The organism is Paeniglutamicibacter sp. (genome assembly GCF_046714615.1).
GTDB lineage: Bacteria > Actinomycetota > Actinomycetes > Actinomycetales > Micrococcaceae > Paeniglutamicibacter.
The window spans coordinates 185,005-203,963 of the sequence record NZ_JBKKAP010000146.1; the positions used below are offsets into that span (position 1 = coordinate 185,005).

Consider the following 18,959-nt stretch of genomic DNA (forward strand, 5'->3'; position numbering starts at 1 on the left):
CGCGTAGCCGGATCTACCGGCGGGCGGCCGGGGTTCCCTGGAGCGCGGTGATCGATCCGGTGAAGTGCGGCTTGCCGCTGCGTGCACCCCACCCGCTGAAGGTCGTCCCTCCCTCGCCGACCTTGAAGGCCACATCGACGGTGGAGGGCAGGAATGCAGGGGTGGCGAACTCGATCTTCCAGTCGTAGCCGACCCCGTGCGGCGCGGCACTGGCCAGCGCGCGCCCGGCCAGGTACATCCCGTGCGCAATCGCCCGCTTCATGCCCAGTGCCCTGGCCGAGGCCGCCGAAAGGTGGATGGGGTTGTAGTCCCCCATCACCGCCGCGTAGGCGCGCCCGGTGTCGGCCGCAAGCCGCCACGAGGCGGTGCGCCCCGGGATGGCGAAGGGCGCGCGCGGTTCGGCGGGTGCGCTCGGCCTGGATCCGGGCCACACGCCGCGGGCCAGATAGGTCGAGACCCCGCGCCACACCACCTCGGCGCCCTCGCTGACCTCGACGACCAGGTCAAGCTGGGTTCCGGCACGGTGCTCGCGCAGGTTCGCGGCGTGGGCGCGGGCCGAGAGTGCGGCCGTCGGTGAAATCGGCCGGAGCTGGGTGGTCTTGTTGGCCAAGTGCACCATGCCCAGCAGCTGCAGCGGGAAATCCTCGCGCACCATCACCGACATCGCCAGCGGGAACACCAGCCCGTGCACGAACACGCTGGGCAGCTCATCGCGCACCGTGTCCCCCATCAGCCGCTGGTAGTCCACGAGTTTTCCGGCATCCACCGCAAGCCTGTCCAGGTGGTGTTCGACCTCCGGAAGCGCACCGCCCGCCGGCTTTCCGCCCGGGAACAGCGCGCCGAGGCGCGCGCCGGCGGCCCTTGCATAGAGCGAGGCCAGCGACGGGGCGGCATCCAGCACCACCTTGGTGCGGGCGCTCATGCCCCCACCAACGACTGTCCGCACACCCGCAGGGTGCGCCCGTTGATGCCGGCGGCCGCATCGGAGGCCAGGAATCCGATGGCCTCGGCGACGTCGATCGGCAGCCCGCCCTGCATCAGCGAGGGCATCAGCATCCGCGCCACGGCACGCGTTGCCATCGGGATCTTGGCGGTCATCTCGGTCTCGATGAAACCGGGCGCCACCGCGTTGATGCCGCCGCCCTTGGCCGCGAAGGCGGCCGCGGAGGCCCGCACCATGCCGATGACCCCGCCCTTGGAGGCAGCGTAGTTGGTCTGGCCGCGGTTCCCGGCGATGCCGGAGGTCGAGGCCAGTGACACGATGCGCAGCCCCGGCAGGTCCGCGGCGAGGAACGCCTCGTTCATGGCCAGCTGCGAGGAGATGTTCACCGCGATGACCGAGTCCCAGCGGGCGGCATCCATGTTGGCCAGCAGCTTGTCGCGGGTGATTCCGGCGTTGTGGATGACGATGTCCAGCTGCCCGTGCCGCGCCAGGGCGTGCTCGACGATCTTTTCCCCCGCGTCCGCCCGGGTGACGTCCAGCTGCAGGGCGGTCCCGGAGACCTCGTTGGCCACCTTCGCCAGCGCATCCCCGGCGGCCGGGACATCGACCACCACCACGGTGGCGCCGTCGCGGTGCAGCGTCGTGGCGATGGCGGCCCCGATGCCGCGTGCCGCGCCTGTGACCACGGCGACCTTCCCGGCCAGGGGCTTGCCGAAGTCCGCCGGCAGCTTTCCTTCGGCCGAGTCGATGGCAAGGAACTGCCCGTCGACGTAGGCGCTGCGTCCCGAGAGCAGGAAGTGCAGGGCGGCAAGCGCGGAGGGGGCGGTTGCCGAAATGCCCTCGGCGAGCACGATGCCGTTGGCGGTGGCCCCGCCGCGAAGTTCGCGGCCGACCGAGCGCAGCGCCCCGTCGATGCCCTGGCGCACGGCTGCCAGCGCCGGTGCGTCGGTGGTCAAGGCGGGACGGCTGATGCCGACCACGCGACCGCCAGGCGCCAGCTGGCGCAGGGCCTGTCCCGCAGCAAGCATTGGTTCCGAAAGCCCGTCGGGGGCGACAAGCTCGTCAAGCAGCAGGATGATCCCGCCGAGCGTGGCCACCCCGACGGAGTGCCTGCGCACGTCAAGGCCCCAGCCCAGCAGCGTGTCGGCGAGTTCCTGCGCGCCGGAGGAATCCCCCAGCAGCAACACCGGGCCGGGCACCAGCGGGGCGCCGGGTGTGTGGCGACGCAGGATCGAGGGGCGCGGGGCGCCCAGGGACGTGGCGAGCTTCTTGGTGAAGCCGGAGTTCACGAGCTCCAGGTACTTGTCGGCCATGATCAGCGTGCCTCGAGGATCGCCACGACGCCCTGTCCGCCGGCGGCGCACACGGAGATCAGGCCGCGGCCCGAGCCCTTTTCGTGCAGCATCTTCGCCAGCGTGGCCACGATGCGTCCGCCGGTGGCGGCAAACGGGTGGCCGGCGGCCAGCGAGGAACCGTTGACGTTGAGCTTGGTGCGGTCGATGGCGCCCAGCGGGGCGTCAAGCCCCAGCTTGTTCCTGCAGAAATCCGTATCTTCCCAGGCCGCCAGCGTGGAGAGCACGGTGCCGGCGAAGGCCTCGTGGATCTCGTAGAAGTCGAAGTCCTGCAGCGTGAGGTTGTTGCGCTTCAGGATCCGGGCGACGGCGTAGGTCGGGGCCATCAGCAGGCCCTCGGCGCCGTGCACGAAATCCACCGCGGCGGCCTCGAAGTCGACGAAGTTCGCCAGCATCGGCAGGTCGTGCTCGCGGGCGTATTCCTCCGAACCCAGCAGCACCGCGGAGGCGCCGTCGGTCAGCGGGGTCGAGTTCCCGGCGGTCATGGTTGCCGCCGCCCCCAGGTTCTTGCCGAAGGCCGGCTTCAGGGACGCGAGCTTCTCCAGCGTGGAGTCGGCACGCAGGTTGGTGTCCCTTGAGACCCCGGCAAACGGGGTGATGAGGTCGTCGAAGAAGTTCCGGTCGTAGGCGGCGGCCAGGTTCTTGTGGCTCGCCAGGGCTAGCTCGTCCTGGGCCTCGCGGGACACGTTCCAGGCCTTGGTGGTGATCGCCTGGTGGTCGCCCATCGACAGGCCGGTACGTGGCTCGCCGGTGCCCGGGGCGTTGGGGGCGAGGTCGCGGGGGCGGAATTTGGACAGCGCCTTCAGCTTCGCGCTGGTGGAGCGTGCCCGGGAAAGGTCCATGAGCACCGCGCGCAGGCCCTCGGAGACGGCGATGGGTGCATCGGAGGTGGTGTCCACGCCGCCGCCGATGGCCGAGTCGATCTGGCCCAGCTTGATCTTGTTGGCCAGCGATCCGATGGCCTCCATGCCGGTGGCGCAGGCCATCTGCACGTCGTAGGCGGGGGTCTGCGCGGAAAGGGAGGTGCCCAGCAAGGATTCACGCACCAGGTTGAAGTCCTTGGAGTGCTTGAGCACCGCGCCGCCGGCGACGGCGCCCAGGCGCTGGCCCTGCAGCCCGAAGCGGGCGACGAGCCCGTCGAGTGCGGCGGTGAACATGTCCTGGTTGCTGGCCTTGGAGTAGGCGCCGTTGGAACGGGCAAAGGGGATGCGGTTTCCGCCGATGACGACGGCCTGACGAATGGCTTGCAATGGTTCGGACATGCTGTGGCGCTCCTGGAGGCAGATGTGAGGTGGATTACTGATACCCAGCGTACCTGATACGCTGGGTATCGTGAACAACCCCCAATACATCGACACGCCGGATGCGCAGCCCGGGACTTCCGGCGACGGCCGCTCGGCCCGCTGGGACACCCACCGCGCCACCCGCCGCCTCGAATTGATCAAGCTCGCCCGGCACACCATCCACCGGCAGGGCCCCGGCGCCTCCATGGAGGACATCGCCGCACGGGCCAACACCTCCAAGTCGGTGTTCTACCGCTACTTCGGAGACAAGGAGGGCCTGCGCCAGGCCCTGGGCGCCTACGTCATCACCAATTTCCGCGCCCAGGTGATTGCCGCCGCGCGCAAGAGCGCCGGAGAGGGCGATGCCCTGCACGCCATGGTGCTCGCCTACCTGCAGATGGCCTCCACCTCGCCGAACATCTACTTCTTTGTCACCGCCAACCCGGTCGCCGACCTGCTCACCGACCCCGCAGCCGAGCCGGACCCGGCCAGCGGCAGCGGCGCACTGAACGACTTCTTCGACGAGCTGACAAACATGATGCGCACCCGGATGCACTCCTACATGGGCATCCCCGAGGGGCAACGCGCCTCGACAGCCCTGGAACTGTGGCCGCGCGCCTCCATCGGGATGGTCCGTGCAGCCGGCGAACTCTGGCTGCGTGCCCCCGACACGCCCGAACGCCCCGGCATCGAGGAACTCGCCGCGTCCATCACCTCCTGGCTCACCCACGGCGTCGCCCAACAGGTCGACCGCTAGATTTCCCCCTGCTCCACCATCGCCACCCAAAACCCAGGCAAGCCCCACCGAAAGGCAGACACGCCAGTGACCACCGAACAACTTTCCCCCCAGACCACCGACGCCGCGGTCGATGTGGCGGTCCTCGGCGAACAGCTGCTGGGCCGCTGGGCGGCCATCCGCAAGGAAGCGCGCGCCCTGGCCGGCACCGAGGCCGTGCGCGGCACCCCCGGGCTGGGCATGGACGAGCACCGCGAACGCGTCTTCACCCAGCTGCACGAACTGGTCAACGCCAAGGCCGTGCACCGCGCCTTCCCCAAGCGCCTGGGCGGGGAGGACAACCACGGAGGTTCAGTCGCCAGCTTCGAGGAACTGGTCACCGCCGACCCGTCCCTGCAGATCAAGGCAGGGGTCCAGTGGGGCCTGTTCGGCTGCGCCGTGCTGCACCTGGGCACCGAGGAACACCACAACAAGTGGCTGCCCGGCATCATGAACCTGGAGATCCCCGGCGCGTTCGCGATGACGGAGATCGGGCACGGCTCGGACGTCGCCTCCATCGGCACCACCGCCACCTACGACCCGGACACACAGGAATTCATCGTCAACACGCCCTTCAAGGCCGCGTGGAAGGAATTCCTGGGCAACGCCGGGGTCCATGGCAAGGCCGCGGTGGTCTTCGCGCAGTTGGTCACCGGCGGTGTGAACCACGGCGTGCACGCTTTCTACATGGACATCCGCGACGATAAGGGTTTCCTGCCCGGCGTTGGAGGGGTCGACGACGGGCTCAAGGGCGGGCTCAACGGCATCGACAACGGCCGGCTGCACTTCACCAACGTGCGCATCCCGCGCACCAACCTGCTCAACCGCTATGGCGATGTCACGCAGGACGGCACCTACTCCTCGCCCATCCACTCCCCCGGCCGCCGCTTCTTCACCATGCTCGGCACCCTGGTCCAGGGCCGCGTCTCGCTGGACGGGGCAGCCACCGCCGCCTCCAAGATCGCCCTGCAGATTGCGGTGACCTACGCCAACCAGCGCCGCCAGTTCAACGCCTCCTCGGATACGCAGGAGGAAACGATCATGGACTACCAGCGCCACCAGCGCCGGCTGATCCCGCGCCTGGCCCGCACCTACGCCGCCTCGTTCGCCCACGAGGACCTGCTGGAAAAGTTCGACGGCGTGTTCTCCGGGGCCACCGACACCGATGCCGACCGCCAGGACCTGGAAACCCTCGCCGCTGCGCTGAAGCCGCTGAGCACCTGGGATGCACTTGACACCCTGCAGGAGGCCCGCGAGGCCTGTGGCGGCGCCGGCTTCATCGCCGAGAACCGCTTCACCGCCCTGCGCGCCGACCTGGACATCTACGTCACCTTCGAGGGCGACAACAACGTGTTGCTTCAGCTGGTGGGCAAGCGCCTGCTCACCGACTACGGACAGGAATTCCGCCAGCTCAACGCCGGGGTCCTTGCCCGCTACGTCGTCAAGCAGGCCGAGAACGTCGCGCTGCACCGCACCGGGCTGCGCTCGGTCGGCCAGGTAATCGCGGACACCGGGGACGAGCGCAAGAGCGCGAACTTCTTCAAGGACGAGGCCAACCAGCGTGCGCTGCTCACCGACCGAATCAACACCATGGTCGGCGAAATCGCCGATGCGCTGCGCGGGGTCGCCACCAAGGACCGGGCGGCAGCGGCCGCAGCCTTCAACGAAAAGCAGGACGCGCTCATTGCCGCTGCCCGCGCGCACGGCGAACTGCTGCGCTGGGAGGCCTTCACCACCGCCCTGGGCAACACCTCCGACGCCGGGACCCGCACGGTGCTGACCTGGCTGCGCGACGTGTACGCATTGACCCTGATCGAGGAGAACCTCGGCTGGTACCTGATGAACGGGCGCCTGTCGATGCAGCGGGCCCGTACGCTCACCGGCTACATCAACATCCTGCTCGCCCGGCTGCGCCCGCACGCCCAGGACCTGGTCGATGCCTTCGGCTACGGCCCGGAGCACCTGCGCGCGGCGATCGCCGATGGGTCGGAGATGGAGCGCCAGGACGAGGCCCAGGATCATTACCGCCGGCTGCGCGCCAGCGCTGACGCGCCCATCGACGAAAAGGTGCTGATTGCCCGCGAAAAGGCTGCCAAGAAGGCGGCACACCACGCGGGCAAGAACAAGTAGCCGGGCAGGCTCCCTTTCGGGGAGGGCGGCGCGGGCCCGAGGTCAGGCAACTGCCCGAAGGTTCGCACCGTCCTCCCTGTTCGTGTCGGGCAGCGCCTAGCCGCGTGCGCCTTGGCCGAGGGACCCGGCCCCCGGACCGCTGAGCTCGTCGGCCTCAACTGGCCGTCCCGAGACGGCCAGGAGCAGGGCAATCGCAGCTCCGCGCACCTCGTGGCCGGTGCCGTGCTCGAATGCCGTGTCTGTGGCAATCAGTTTGAACCCCGCGGCGAGTTCCCTCCCGCCGCCCATCTTGACGTTCGTGCGCAGCTGGTAGGCAAGGGCCGTGGCGACATGGGAGGCCGGGTAGTTGCCTCGCAGTCCCAATGGCCGACGAATGTCTTCCCCATGCACAAACGCCTCGACCAGCCGCGTGGCCGGAGCCGCCGGAGGGGTGCTGGTGCGCAGGAGCACCTGGCGGAACCCGGCAAGGGTCTCCCCTGGATCTTCGCACCGCTGAGCCGCGACACCGGCCGCGTTGTCCTTGTCGAAATCGAAGCCGGCGGCGAACATGCGGCGGATGAACCCCAACCTTGTGGTCTTGGCCGTGTCGGTCAAGTGGGCAAGCACGTCGTGAACGTCCCAGCCGGGGCACAACGACGGTGTTTTCCATTGCTCCGGCGCCAGAATTTCCAGGTCGCTGAGCAAGGCCAGCCGTTCGGTGTGCACCACGGGCCAGAGTGCGGAGTTGCGTCGAGGGGTCATGCAACCACCAAAGCAGCCGACCGCCTCCTTGGCAAGAAAGTGGATGGACACCACCGTGCGCTGCACTGAAGGCCGCACGGTGCTAACCCCGTTTGTCTGTTCCCACCTCGCGGTACGCCCTGCGCTGACGTGCCCGAAAACCTTGGATACCGGTTCAGCCGAGGCCGGGGGTCGCATAGAATTATTGCAACGCGGCTTATGAAAGGGCGATACTCCCCCATGAAGAAGAACTCAATTTTTTCACGACTGTTCCGAATCGGAAAGTCCAACGCCAACGCAGCACTGGATGCGCTCGAGGACCCGCAGAAAATGCTGGACCAGCAGGTTCGCGACTACACCAACAACATCGCCGAGGCCGAAACGGCAGTCGCGCAGACCATCGGCAACCTGCGCATGCTCGAGGACGACTACAAGATCGCCGTGAACGATTCACGCGAATGGGGCCAAAAGGCACTGGCCGCCTCCAACAAGGCCGAGGAATACTCCGCGGCCGGTGACAGCCTCAATGCCGAGAAGTTCAACAAGTTGGCCACCCTGGCCATCCAGCGCCAAATGGCCAGCGAGAAGCAGGCGAGCAACGCCGAACCGAACATTGCCTCGCAGCGGGACATTGTGGAAAAGCTCAAGACCGGCCTGAACACCATGGGCACCAAGCGCCAGGAACTGGTTGCCAAGCGCGACGAACTCGTGGCCCGCGCCCGCAACGCCAAGACCCAAGGCCAGATGATGGACGCCGTCAAGGCCCTGGACATGAGCGACCCGACCTCGGAGATCAATCGTTTCGAGTCCAAGATCCGTGCCGACGAGTCGCGTGTGCGAGGCGCGGCGGAACTCGCAGCGTCCTCCCTTGATGCGCAGTTCGCTTCCCTCGAGGATTTGGGCGAGGCCACCGAGGTCGAGGCCCGCCTGGCCGCAATGAAGTCCGAAAGCAACATCCTGGAGCAGGGAACTGCCGCTCCTCAGCTCGAGGAGGCCGCGGCTCCTTCGGAAATCGAGGCCCGCCTGGCAGCGCTGAAGGACAAGAACGAGGCCTAGGCCTCTCCGGTCGGCGGCTTGCACGCCGAGGTCCGGGTAGTTGAATGTGGTGGACGCGAGCAATTGCGTCCACCACATTTTTTGTGCCCCCCCGAGGCGTCTGCCGCTTTGGCAGGGATCCCCGCTTCCGGGTTCAATATGAGGTTTTCATCGCCGTTCGAACTTCCCCGAGCGTCATTTCCGCCACGGCATTGGCGCGCTCATTGCCGACCTTGAGGATGTTGCGGATGAAGCCGCGCTCCTGTGCATAGGCGTTCCGCCGTGCCCGGATCGGCGCCAGGTGCTCGTTGACTGCCTCCGTCGCCGTCTTCTTCAGCACACCAGCTCCTCCTGCGCCAATTTCCTCCGCGACCTCGTGGGGATCGCGACCTGTGCAAAGGGCCGCCAGCAGGACAAGGCTGGAGACCTCGGGTCGCGTCGCGGGTTCGTAGGTGATGTGCCTGATGGAGTCCGTTTTGGCGCCGCGTAGCAGGCGCGCCGTTTCGTCGGCATCATCGGCCAGCGCCACGGCATTGCCACGACTCTTGCTCATCTTGCCGCCGTCGGTGCCCAGGAGCGACGGTGCGGCCGAGAGCATTGCCTCGGGCTCGGGGAAGATGCCTGCCTCGGGTGCGTAACGGGAATTGAAACGTCGCGCAATGGTTCGGGTGACCTCAAGATGGGGAAGCTGATCCTGGCCGACAGGAACCAGGTTGGCCTTGCAAAACAGGATGTCCGCCGCCTGATGTACCGGATAGGTAAACATCAGGCCGCTGACGGCGGATTGCCTCGAATGCGCGATCTCGTCCTTGACCGTGGGATTCCGGCCAAGTTCCGCCACGGACACCAAGCTGAGGAACGGCAATAGCAGTTGATTCAGGGCCGCGATGGCGCTGTGCGTGAAGATCGTGGTTCGGTCCGAATCAATGCCAACAGCCAAGTAGTCCAGGACCAGCCCTTCAACGGAACTCGCCAAGTCCTCCGCCACGTTCCGGTCGGTCAGGACCTGGTAGTCGGCAACGAGGACGAACGATTCGACCCCAAGGTCCTGTAACCGAACTCGATTCTGCAATGTGCCGAAATAATGGCCCAGATGCAATCTTCCCGTCGGACTGTCGCCGGTCAAGACGCGGAATCGACCTGGATTTCCCTGGATTCGTTGTTCGAGGTTTCCCGATGCTTCGGCTGTCGTGTTCTCCGGGTGGTTTTGCATTTTATGCTCCTGATTGGGGGAAGAATGCCGCTGGTACGGCCGCGATCCCACCCCTGTTGCAGGGCACAAAAATGGCCGTCCAGTACGAACGGCCGTGGTCTTTCAAGAGACAGGGCTGTTCCTAGTCGGAACGCCACCAAGTCATCTGCGAATGAGTCATGGGAACACGCTACCGCACGTAAGCGCCTCCTGGCCCACGCAGTCTCGCGCGTGTCCACGCGAGGCGGCGGGCTTGCTGCATCCCGATGGCGCCACGTGGCTGTCCGGTGCGGGATTCCCGCCGCAGCAGGCGTTCCGCCCCGGGCAGGCGCTGCCGGTAGACTTGATGGCGACATGACTGAGAATTATCCTGCGGCCGACGCGGCCGGCAACGACGAAATTTTTACCGACGCCGAGCTTCAGGCTGCGCTCAAGGTGCTGGGCCAAGTGCACCGGCTCGAGCCGGAAGACGAGCGCCACGTTGCCGTGCGCCGGGCCACCGGAAAGATGTTCAAGGCCGCCAAGCGGCACCGCAAGAACGAGAAGCGTTCCGCCATCAATGCGGCGGACCGCGCTGTCGTTGAACGCACCGCCACCGGTTCCCCGCAGCGCCTGGACGACGAGACGCTCGGCCTGGACCTGAGCACGCCGACCGACGAGCACACTGCGGGCGAGTACATCAAGCCGCGTGGCTGCTACATCTGCAAGCAGCGCTACACCACGGTGGATGCCTTCCACCACTACCTGTGCCCCGAGTGCGCCGCCGCCGGACGCGAGCGCCGCGATGCCCGCGCCGATTTGACCGGCAAGCGCGCCCTGCTCACCGGAGGGCGCGCCAAGATCGGCATGCACATTGCCCTGCGGTTGCTGCGCGACGGCGCCCACACCACCATCACCACGCGCTTCCCGCGCGATGCCGCCCGCCGCTTTGCCGCGCTCGAGGATTCCGCCGACTGGATCCACCGCCTGCGCATCGTCGGCATCGACCTGCGCGATCCCTCCCAGGTGATCTCGCTGGCGGACCGCATCGCCGCCGAGGGCCCGCTGGACATCCTGATCAACAATGCCGCGCAGACCGTGCGCCGCACCTCGAACTCGTACCTGCACCTGGTCGAGTCCGAAACCCAACCGCTGCCGGCCGAGCTTGAGTTCGCCCACGGCGGTCCGGAGGTCTGGGGCGAGGCCAATCCCCCGTCCGAGCACCCGCGTGCCCTGGCCAGTGCCTTCCGGTTGGAGGACTCGGCGCTGCTGGTTCCCGCGACCCCCACCACCTACGACGCGCAGGCCGTGGCCGACCTGGCCATGACCGCCGGCTCCGCCTCGCTGGAGCGCATCGCCGCGGGCACCGCGATCGACGCCGGCGGCTTGGTGCCCGACGTGGTCACCGAGAACTCCTGGACGCAGATCCTGGGCGACGTGGACGCGCTGGAAATGCTCGAGGTCCAGCTGTGCAACGTCACCGCCCCGTTCCTGCTGGCTTCGCGGCTTCGCCCGGCCCTGGCAGCAAGCGATGCGCGCCGGAAGTACATCGTGAACGTCTCGGCCATGGAGGGCCAGTTCTCCCGCCGCTACAAGGGCGCCGGCCACCCGCACACGAACATGGCCAAGGCGTCGCTGAATATGCTCACGCGCACCAGCGCCGAGGAAATGCTCGAGACCGACCGGATCCTCATGTCCGCCGTGGACACCGGCTGGATCACCGATGAGCGTCCGCACGATTCCAAGGTCCGCATGGTCGCCGAGGGCTGGCACGCGCCGCTGGACTTGATCGACGGCGCGGCCCGGGTCTACCAGCCGATCGTCGACGGGGAACGCGGCATCGACCTCTACGGTTGCTTCCTGAAGGACTACGAGCCCTCCCCCTGGTGATCCACGCTTGCTAGCGGGCCACACCTTGCCCCCCCTCGCGGGCCGATGAGAACAATCGGCGCGCGAGGGGGGCTTTGTCTGGGCGCCGCCGGGTCCATTTGTCGGACAACGTGACGGCAGCCGGCACGAAATCCACCCGCCGGGGATTGTCAAGCGCTCCTTTCATGTTTCAATGGTCAAGTGGACCACATGCAGAGATTCTCAGGACCGAACGAAAACCTCTCCCGCGACACCGCGGCCTGGCGCGCCCGAACCATCAGCATCCTGACCTACGAGGTCGAGCTCGATCTTTCGCAGGCGCAGGATCCCTCCGTGACCGGGTACCGGTCCGTCACCACGCTGCGTTTCAGGGCCATCGGCACCACCGACACGTTCATCGACTTCATCCACGAGTCCATCGAATCGATCACGCTCAACGGCGTGCCCCTCGACCCGGCCGAAGCGGTCGCCGGCTCGCGCATCTACCTCAGCGATCTTGCGGGGGGCGGTGAAGCGGTGAACACCGTTGTCATCGACGGGCATGCGAAATATTCGCGCAGCGGCGAGGGCCTGCACCGCTACGTCGATCCGGCCGATGGCCAGACCTATTGCTACACGCAATTCGAGCCCGCCGATGCCCGCCGCGTCTACGCGAACTTCGAGCAGCCGGACCTGAAGGCGCCGTTCACCTTCATCGTGCGCGCCCCGCGGGATTGGCATGTGGCCTCCAACCAGTCGGCGACCCGCGTGGATGGGAACGGCGACGGCACCGCCACCACGCACTTCGCCCCCACCCTGCCGATCTCCACCTACATCACCGCGGTGCTCGCCGGGCCCTACTTCGTGGCCACCGACACCTACAGCCACACCCGCCCCGACGGGACCGAACTGGTGATTCCGCTGAACGCCACCTGCCGCGCCTCGCTGGCCGAGCACTTCGACGCCGCCAACATCCTGGCGCTGACCCGGGCCGGACTGGACTTCTTCCACGAGCTCTTTGACTACCCCTACCCGTGGGGCAAGTACGACTCGGCCTTCGTGCCCGAATACAACCTCGGCGCCATGGAAAACCCCGGGCTTGTCACCTTCACCGAGCACTACGTGTTCACTTCCCGGGCCACCGAGGCGCAGCACGAGGCCCGCGCCAACACCATCATGCACGAGATGGTGCACATGTGGTTCGGCGACCTGGTGACCATGGCCTGGTGGGACGACCTGTGGCTCAAGGAGTCCTTCGCCGACTACATCGGCACGCTGGCCAACGCGCAGGCCACCGGGTTCGACACCGCGTGGGTGGCCTTCGCCAACCGCCGCAAGGGCTGGGCGTACGTGGCAGACCAGCTGCCCTCGACCCACCCGATCGTCGCCGACATCACCGACCTGGAGGCCGCGAAGCAGAACTTCGACGGCATCACCTACGCCAAGGGCGCCTCGGTGCTCAAGCAGCTTGCGGCCTACGTGGGGGCAGAGGCCTTCCGCGACGCGGCCCGCACGTACTTCCGCGCCCACGAATTCGCGAACACCACCCTGGCCGACTTCCTTGACGCGCTTGCCGCGGCCTCCGGCCGGGACATGGGCGCCTGGGCCGACGCCTGGCTCAAGACCGCCGGGGTCCCGCGCCTGGGTGTGGAATTGTCGCTTACCGACTGGAAGATCACCTCCGCGTACCTTGCCCAGACCGGCACCGATCCGATCACCCACGCGCCCCTTGCACCCCCACACGTGCTGAACGTGGGCCTGTTCCACGTCGTCGACGGGGCCCTGACCCGCACCGCCTCCCACCGTGTGGAGCTCGGCGGTGCCGCGGTGGCCCTGCCGTTCCTGATCAATCAACCGCGCCCGGATCTGATCCTGCCCAACGACGGCGACGACACCTACGCCATCGTGGACTTCGACGAGGTCTCCCTGGCCACGCTGCTGGCGCACCTGGGCACGCTCTCGGACCCGCTGGCCCGCGCCACCTGCTGGGCAGCGCTGTGGAACATGGTCCGCGATGCACGGCTGCCTGCCCCCGAATTCCTGGCCGCGGTGCGCTCCCACGCCGAATCGGTCACCGAGGTCGCCGTCTTCGCGCAGCTGCTCACCCAGGCCGGCAGCGCCATCGCCCACTACCTGCCCCCGGCGCTGCGCCATGCCGAGCGCGCTGCCCTGGCCGATGCGATCACCGACTGGCTGGGCAGGGCGGAGCCGGGCAGCGACAAGCAGGTCGCCGCCGCCCGCGCCCTGGCCGTGCTGGCCCGCGGCCGGGTCGCCGCACCGCTGGTCGACTCCCTGCTGGCAGGCGAAAAGCCCTTCGCCGGGCTGGAGCTGGACGAGGAGCTGCGCTGGGGGCTCTGGCAGGCCAAGGCCGCCTCCGGCGCCCTCGACGAGCCAGCGCTGGCCCGGCTCGAGGCCGACGCCGCGGCGCACCCCTCCGCGGTCGCCGTCGCCGGCCGCCTCCTGGCCCTGGCCGCGCGCCCGGATCCCGCCGTGAAGCAGGCCGCCTTCACCGCGGCGCTGACCGGGCGCGCCACCGACGGCTCCGCCCTGTCAAACGAGGCGGTCTCCGCCACCGCATCCGGCTTCCTGCTCGGGACCCATGAACTGCTCGACGGGAACTACGCCGCCTACTGGCCGGCCCTCGAGGGCATCTGGGAATCCATGAGCATCGGCATGGCCACACGCGTGATCCGCGGCCTCTTCCCCGCTGCCCAGGACCTCGGCGACGCGGCAGTGCATCCCGTGATGGCACAGCTGGACTCGTGGCTCGACGGACACCCGGACGCGCCGCGCGCGCTGCGCCGGATCCTGGTCGAGGAACGCGACTTCCTGGCCAGGTCGCTGGCTGCACAGGGTCTCTGCGCCGGTTAGCCTGGGGAGGCCAGGCCCGCGCGGGACCTCGGGAACGGTGGTGTGCCGCCGGCAGCCCGGCTCCGGCGTTGGATTCGGGCGTCCGGAACCCGAGGGCTCAGCGGATGATCTTGAAGTTGAATTCGGAGGTGCCGAGTGCGCCCCAGAGGCGGAGCCAGACGGGCAGGAGCATTTCGGCGCCGCGTGCGGTGGTGATGTCGCCGAGGTCGATCACATCCCGGTGGCCGAATTCCATCAGGAGCCCCATGACGGTTTCCTTTGCGGCTGCGTCGTTCCCGGAGACGAAGACCGTACCGGCCTCCGGCAGCCGGTCCGGATGGGCCATGAGGCCGGCGTTGAGGGTGTTCAGGGACTTCACGACCCGGGCGCCGGGAAAGGCGCGCTGGATCTGCTCGCCGAGGGAGTCGGTGTCCTTGACGAACAGCGTCGGCGGCATGCCGGTGCTGAAATCAAGGGGATTGGCGAGGTCCAGGATGACCTTCCCATCGAGGTTTTCCGCCCCGGCCTGGGCCAGGACGTCCAGGGACGCGGCTCCGTTGGTGGCGTTGACGATGAGCTCGGCCCCGGCCGCGGCTTCGGCGAAGCCCGCCAGGGCGATGCCGGGGTTTTCCGCCGCCCAGGCAGCGAACGGGGAGGTGCCCATTGCGTCGTTCGCGGTGCGGGACAGCGTGGTTTCGGGATTGCGGGTGCCGATGGTGACGGTGTGGCCAAGTTCGGCCATCCGTGCTCCGATCGTGCGCCCGACGGTGCCGGTTCCAAGGACTGCGGTCTTCATGGCTGGACCTCCGTGTTTGGCATGGGTCTATCAACGAACCCCGCAAGTGACCCTTGGCTCCAGCGCGAAACGCCAGGCGCAGGTCGGCGGCGCCCGGCTAGCGGATGCAGAATTCGTTGCCTTCCGGGTCGGCCATCATGTACCAGACGGTGGGGCCCTGTGCCCCCGCGTGCAGGAATGCCGCCCCGCGTTCCACGAGACTCTCACGCACCTCGTCGCGATCCCCCAGATTCAGGTCCAGGTGCAGACGGTTCTTCGCGGTCTTGGGCAGGTGCACCAGCTGGAAGAGGATCCGTTGACGCCGTGGTTTTCCCAGCTGGCCCAGGGGGCAGATCCCTGCCCCGCTCCTCCACGCCAGCTCGCCGTCGAAGATCAGGGTTTCGTCCGCGCTGGCGTGGCCCTCGTCGATCATCTTCTGGATGTAATCCGGGTCGCTGGGTTCCACGGTCCAGCCAAGCGTTTCCGCCCACCACACCGCCTGCCTGTGGGGGTTGACGCTGTCGATGGTGATCTGCAGTGAATGCTCCATGACCACACGTTATGCCGCCGGAGGGCCCGATTCAAGGGCACGTGCCCGCAGCGGCGACCTGCGGGGTGACCGGGCGGGCGGATGACGGACGGAACGCGTCGCCGCGACTACCGCGTCGCCATGGATCAGCGGCACGCTGCCATTGCTGAGCGGACCCGCCTGCCCGCCGGCAAAGACCTGAAAGCGAGCGAACCATGTCACGGGTGAGGGTCCACAATTTCAGCATTTCGATCGACGGCTACGGCGCCGGCATCGACCAAGGCCTCCACGACCCGCTCGGCGTGGGCGGGGAGGAACTGCACGACTGGGTCTTTGCCACCGCCTACTGGCACGAGAGGAGCGGCGAACCCGGCGGGAGCGCCGGCATCGACGATGCGTGGTTGCGGGCCGGGGACGAGGGCATCGGCGCCACCGTCATGGGCCGGAACATGTTCGGGCCCATCCGCGGACCGTGGGACGCCGACGCTGCCAACGGTGCGTGGCGCGGCTGGTGGGGCGATTCCCCGCCCTTCGGGCACGAGGTCTTCGTCCTCACCCACCGTGGGCGCGATTCCCTGGAGATGGCCGGCGGCACCACCTTCCACTTCGTGACCGACGGGATGGCTGCGGCGCTCGAGGCCGCAGGCAGCGCGGCGCACGGTGGCGACATCCGCATCGGCGGCGGCGTAGGCACCGTGCGCGAGGCCGTGGCCGCGGGCCTGGTTGACGAACTGCACCTGGCCATCGCCCCGGTGCTCCTGGGAGCAGGTGTTCGGCTCTTCACCGGCAACTGGGCCAAGGACGGCTACCGGGTGGCCGAGGCGCAACAGGGCGAAGGCGCCATGCACGTGCGCCTGGTCCGCTCCTGAGGCAACCCGATCCGGGATCCGTGGACCCCGCCCATGTCCCTCTGCGGGAATTGCCGGGCAGCAGGAAAGCGTTCCTTACCTGCACGCTCGGGACACCGACGATAGTCTGGTGCCCATGTATCTGGAGAACATCGTATTCGACGCGGTGGACCCGCAGCGCGTCGGCAGGTTTTGGCAGGAACTGCTGGGCTGCGAGCAGCTCACCGACACCTCGGAGGGATTCGAGACCCGGCTGGCGGTCCCGGGTGGGCCGACGCTGGACCTGTGCTTTCAACCGGTCCCCGACGCACCCGTGGATCCCGCAAGGCTGCACCTGGACCTTCAGGGCGGCCCGGGGCAGGACGCGGTGGTTTCCGCGGCCCTGGAGCTGGGAGCCACCCGCTTGGACATCGGGCAGGGCGCTGTCCCGTGGGTCGTGCTGGGCGATCCGGAAGGCAACGCCTTCTGCGTGATGGAAGAACGCGCCGCATACCAGGACACCGGGGCCATCGCCGCCATTCCCATGGATTGCGCCGATCCCGGCCGGGACGCCGAATTCTGGGCGTGGCTGACAGGGTGGACCGCGGTCACCGCCGCGGCGCCGCACACCCTCAGGCACCCCTCGCTGCGCGGACCCCTGTTGGAGTTCGTCGGGGAGCCCGCAGCCAAGAGAGGCGCGAAGAACAGGATGCACCTGGACCTGCGGCTCGAAGGTGCCGATGACCCCGACGCCGTGGCCGCGGGAATCGCCGCACGCGGAGGGCGGGAATTGCACCCCGGTTGGGGAGAGATTCCCTGGCGCGTCTACCAGGACCCCTCGGGCAACGAGTTTTGTGTGCTGCCTGCACCATCGGTCCCGCGTTCCGGGACCGCCGCGGAATCCTGATCCGGCTTCCCGCGACCTCGCCGCTTCCGAATGGCTCCGCACAGCAGGGCGGCCCCCGGATGACAGGATACGTCGGGCGGCAACGGCGACCCACCGGCCGGTTGGTGATCGGGCGCACACATGAATTACGGTAGCAAGTAACCACGTTCTGCCGTTCCAAGGAGTACCCATGAGTGTTTATGCCGTCACCAACCCCGCCACCGGCATCATCGAGGCAACCTATCCCCCGGCCACCGATGCGCAGATCCAGGCAGCACTCCAGAGCGCCCATGCGGCCTTCGGCACCTGGAACACCTCGGCCATCGCCACACGCGCCGTCCTGCTTAACCGCGTCGCAGACCTCTATGAGGAACGCCGCGACGAGCTCTCCGCGATCATCACCCGCGAAATGGGCAAGCCGATCTTCCAGTCCGGGAAGGAAATCGACATCACCGTGTCGATCTACCGGTACTACGCTGCCAACGGCGCGAAGTTCCTGGAAGATGAGCAGCTGGAGGTGGCCTCCGGCGGCACCGCGGTGATCCGCAAGGAAGGCGTGGGTGCGCTGCTGGGCATCATGCCGTGGAACTTCCCGTACTACCAGGTCGCCCGCTTCGCCGCGCCGAACCTGATGAACGGCAACACGATCCTGCTCAAGCACGCCCCGCAGTGCCCCGAATCCGCGCTCGCCATGGAGCGGATCTTCGCCGATGCCGGTGCCCCGGTTGGTTCCTACGTGAACATCTTCGCCACCAACGACCAGGTCGCCGAGATCATCGCCGATCCCCGCGTCCAGGGCGTTTCGCTCACCGGCTCCGAACGTGCAGGTTCGGCAGTGGCCGAGATCGCCGGCCGCAACCTGAAGAAGGTCGTGCTGGAGCTCGGCGGCTCGGACCCGTTCCTGGTGCTGGAGGATGCCAACGTGAAGCGTGCGGCCAAGCAAGCCATGATGGGCCGCTTCGGCAACACCGGCCAGGCCTGCAATGCCGCCAAGCGCATCATCGTCGACGAATTGGTCTACGACGAGTTCGTCGAGGACTTCACGTCCGCTGTGACGGGCATCAAGGTCGGCGACCCGGCACATCCCGAGACGTTCCTGGGCCCGCTGTCCTCGGCCGCGGCCCTGGACGGGTTGGCCGCCCAGGTGCAGGACGCCATCGACAAGGGAGCCACGGTGCTGGCCGGCGGGGCAGCGCTGGAAGGCGACGGGTCGTTCTTCGCCCCGACGGTGCTGGCCGATGTCACCCCTCAGATGCGCGCCTACTCGGAGGAGCTCTTCGGCCCGGTCGCCGTGCTCTACAAGGTCTCCGGCGACGAGGAGGCGGTGGCGCTGGCCAACAGCTCGGCCTACGGGCTCGGCGCCTCGATCCAGACCGCGGACATGGACCGCGCCCACGGCATCGCCCGTCAGCTGGAGGTCGGCATGGTCTCGATCAACCAGACCAGCGGGTCCGCCGCGGAGCTTCCGTTCGGCGGGGTGAAGCGCTCGGGCGTGGGCCGCGAACTGGGCAAGTACGGCATGGAGGAGTTCGTGAACCGCAAGCTGGTCACCTTCCGCGGCTAGCGCAGGGCCTGCCGGCCACGCCCCGGATCCCTGCCCGGACGGCAGGATGATTCCCTGCCCTCCCTGCCCTCCCTTCCGTCCCACGCGTGGCCCGGTCCGGCTCCTCCGTACCGGGCCACGTGCGCGGGGCCATGGCCGGTCGGAACCGACGCGGTGTGCCCGGCCCGCGTCGGTTCCGACCGCTGTGAGGCAATCGTCAACCGCCGCGCCGCGCCCGCCGGATAGAATTGGGTTTGCAAGAACCGCGCCCGAGCTGGCCCGGCGTCGAAAC

15 protein-coding genes are annotated in these 18,959 nt (G+C 68.0%); 8 read left to right on the forward strand and 7 right to left on the reverse strand.

The window, feature by feature from the left end; all coding sequences use genetic code 11:
- Window positions 1-13: 13 nt before the first annotated feature.
- The 3 genes from ACLQ7E_RS17855 to ACLQ7E_RS17865 are packed head-to-tail and all read right to left on the reverse strand — an operon-like array spanning window position 14 to window position 3,557.
- Window positions 14-922: a MaoC family dehydratase gene (locus tag ACLQ7E_RS17855; protein ID WP_411733910.1), complete on the reverse strand. Its 909-nt coding sequence runs from the start codon at window positions 920-922 to the stop codon at window positions 14-16.
- Window positions 919-2,256 (reverse strand): 3-oxoacyl-ACP reductase, encoded by a 1,338-nt coding sequence (locus ACLQ7E_RS17860; protein WP_411733911.1) that lies wholly within the window; start codon window positions 2,254-2,256, stop codon window positions 919-921. The genes ACLQ7E_RS17855 and ACLQ7E_RS17860 overlap by 4 nt, the downstream gene beginning before the upstream one ends.
- 2 nt (window positions 2,257-2,258) lie before the next feature.
- Window positions 2,259-3,557: an acetyl-CoA C-acetyltransferase gene (locus tag ACLQ7E_RS17865; protein WP_411733912.1), complete on the reverse strand. Its 1,299-nt coding sequence runs from the start codon at window positions 3,555-3,557 to the stop codon at window positions 2,259-2,261.
- A gap of 70 nt (window positions 3,558-3,627) precedes the next feature.
- On the opposite strand from ACLQ7E_RS17865, the gene ACLQ7E_RS17870 reads away from it, so the two are divergent.
- Both ACLQ7E_RS17870 and ACLQ7E_RS17875 read left to right on the forward strand, forming a co-directional pair.
- On the forward strand, window positions 3,628-4,335 hold the full coding sequence (locus tag ACLQ7E_RS17870) for a TetR/AcrR family transcriptional regulator (RefSeq protein WP_411733914.1): 708 nt from the start codon (window positions 3,628-3,630) through the stop codon (window positions 4,333-4,335).
- Window positions 4,336-4,401: 66 nt separating this feature from the next.
- Complete coding sequence (locus ACLQ7E_RS17875) at window positions 4,402-6,483, forward strand: acyl-CoA dehydrogenase (RefSeq protein WP_411733915.1); 2,082 nt, start codon at window positions 4,402-4,404, stop codon at window positions 6,481-6,483.
- Between the two features lie 96 nt (window positions 6,484-6,579).
- Here the strand turns inward: ACLQ7E_RS17875 and ACLQ7E_RS17880 are convergent, their stop codons facing one another.
- Window positions 6,580-7,224 carry a maleylpyruvate isomerase family mycothiol-dependent enzyme gene (locus ACLQ7E_RS17880; protein WP_411733916.1) on the reverse strand — a complete coding sequence of 215 codons (645 nt, stop codon included), beginning with the start codon at window positions 7,222-7,224 and terminating at the stop codon, window positions 6,580-6,582.
- Window positions 7,225-7,443: 219 nt separating this feature from the next.
- Between ACLQ7E_RS17880 and ACLQ7E_RS17885 the strand changes: the two genes are divergently transcribed.
- Window positions 7,444-8,259, forward strand: a complete 816-nt coding sequence (locus tag ACLQ7E_RS17885; RefSeq protein WP_411733917.1) for a PspA/IM30 family protein — start codon at window positions 7,444-7,446, stop codon at window positions 8,257-8,259.
- Window positions 8,260-8,392: 133 nt separating this feature from the next.
- On the opposite strand, the gene trpS is transcribed toward ACLQ7E_RS17885, so the two are convergent.
- A complete protein-coding gene (trpS, locus tag ACLQ7E_RS17890) occupies window positions 8,393-9,451 on the reverse strand; it encodes a tryptophan--tRNA ligase (protein ID WP_411733946.1) in 1,059 nt (352 codons plus the stop codon).
- A 333-nt stretch (window positions 9,452-9,784) separates the two neighbouring features.
- On the opposite strand from trpS, the gene ACLQ7E_RS17895 reads away from it, so the two are divergent.
- Together ACLQ7E_RS17895 and pepN are read left to right on the forward strand one after the other, a co-directional pair.
- A complete protein-coding gene (locus ACLQ7E_RS17895; protein ID WP_411733918.1) occupies window positions 9,785-11,299 on the forward strand; it encodes an SDR family NAD(P)-dependent oxidoreductase in 1,515 nt (504 codons plus the stop codon).
- A 189-nt stretch (window positions 11,300-11,488) separates the two neighbouring features.
- Window positions 11,489-14,128 carry an aminopeptidase N gene (gene pepN, locus ACLQ7E_RS17900; RefSeq protein ID WP_411733919.1) on the forward strand — a complete coding sequence of 880 codons (2,640 nt, stop codon included), beginning with the start codon at window positions 11,489-11,491 and terminating at the stop codon, window positions 14,126-14,128.
- 97 nt (window positions 14,129-14,225) lie between these two features.
- Here pepN and ACLQ7E_RS17905 read toward each other — a convergent pair whose 3' ends face one another.
- Complete coding sequence (locus tag ACLQ7E_RS17905) at window positions 14,226-14,903, reverse strand: NADPH-dependent F420 reductase (protein WP_411733920.1); 678 nt, start codon at window positions 14,901-14,903, stop codon at window positions 14,226-14,228.
- Between the two features lie 97 nt (window positions 14,904-15,000).
- Complete coding sequence (locus tag ACLQ7E_RS17910; protein ID WP_411733921.1) at window positions 15,001-15,432, reverse strand: VOC family protein; 432 nt, start codon at window positions 15,430-15,432, stop codon at window positions 15,001-15,003.
- A gap of 194 nt (window positions 15,433-15,626) precedes the next feature.
- On the opposite strand from ACLQ7E_RS17910, the gene ACLQ7E_RS17915 reads away from it, so the two are divergent.
- The 3 genes from ACLQ7E_RS17915 to ACLQ7E_RS17925 all read left to right on the forward strand — a co-directional run bounded on the left by ACLQ7E_RS17915 (window position 15,627) and on the right by ACLQ7E_RS17925 (window position 18,688).
- The gene (locus ACLQ7E_RS17915; protein ID WP_411733922.1) at window positions 15,627-16,280 is read left to right on the forward strand and encodes a dihydrofolate reductase family protein; all 654 of its coding nucleotides are present in this window, start codon (window positions 15,627-15,629) and stop codon (window positions 16,278-16,280) included.
- A gap of 115 nt (window positions 16,281-16,395) precedes the next feature.
- Window positions 16,396-17,145 (forward strand): VOC family protein, encoded by a 750-nt coding sequence (locus ACLQ7E_RS17920; protein ID WP_411733923.1) that lies wholly within the window; start codon window positions 16,396-16,398, stop codon window positions 17,143-17,145.
- A 169-nt stretch (window positions 17,146-17,314) separates the two neighbouring features.
- Window positions 17,315-18,688, forward strand: coding sequence for an NAD-dependent succinate-semialdehyde dehydrogenase (locus ACLQ7E_RS17925; RefSeq protein ID WP_411733924.1), 1,374 nt, complete (start codon window positions 17,315-17,317; stop codon window positions 18,686-18,688).
- The last annotated feature ends 271 nt before the right edge of the window (window positions 18,689-18,959 follow it).

Bases quoted from the DNA above. Each gene is read 5' to 3' on its own strand.
- ACLQ7E_RS17855 (WP_411733910.1), bottom strand. From the start codon at position 922: ATGAGCGCCCGCACCAAGGTGGTGCTGGATGCCGCCCCGTCGCTGGCC.
- ACLQ7E_RS17860 (WP_411733911.1), bottom strand. From the start codon at position 2,256: ATGGCCGACAAGTACCTGGAGCTCGTGAACTCCGGCTTCACCAAGAAG.
- ACLQ7E_RS17865 (WP_411733912.1), bottom strand. From the start codon at position 3,557: ATGTCCGAACCATTGCAAGCCATTCGTCAGGCCGTCGTCATCGGCGGA.
- ACLQ7E_RS17880 (WP_411733916.1), bottom strand. From the start codon at position 7,224: ATGACCCCTCGACGCAACTCCGCACTCTGGCCCGTGGTGCACACCGAA.
- ACLQ7E_RS17885 (WP_411733917.1), top strand. From the start codon at position 7,444: ATGAAGAAGAACTCAATTTTTTCACGACTGTTCCGAATCGGAAAGTCC.
- trpS (WP_411733946.1), bottom strand. From the start codon at position 9,451: ATGCAAAACCACCCGGAGAACACGACAGCCGAAGCATCGGGAAACCTC.
- ACLQ7E_RS17895 (WP_411733918.1), top strand. From the start codon at position 9,785: ATGACTGAGAATTATCCTGCGGCCGACGCGGCCGGCAACGACGAAATT.
- pepN (WP_411733919.1), top strand. From the start codon at position 11,489: ATGCAGAGATTCTCAGGACCGAACGAAAACCTCTCCCGCGACACCGCG.
- ACLQ7E_RS17905 (WP_411733920.1), bottom strand. From the start codon at position 14,903: ATGAAGACCGCAGTCCTTGGAACCGGCACCGTCGGGCGCACGATCGGA.
- ACLQ7E_RS17910 (WP_411733921.1), bottom strand. From the start codon at position 15,432: ATGGAGCATTCACTGCAGATCACCATCGACAGCGTCAACCCCCACAGG.
- ACLQ7E_RS17915 (WP_411733922.1), top strand. From the start codon at position 15,627: ATGTCACGGGTGAGGGTCCACAATTTCAGCATTTCGATCGACGGCTAC.
- ACLQ7E_RS17920 (WP_411733923.1), top strand. From the start codon at position 16,396: ATGTATCTGGAGAACATCGTATTCGACGCGGTGGACCCGCAGCGCGTC.
- ACLQ7E_RS17925 (WP_411733924.1), top strand. From the start codon at position 17,315: ATGAGTGTTTATGCCGTCACCAACCCCGCCACCGGCATCATCGAGGCA.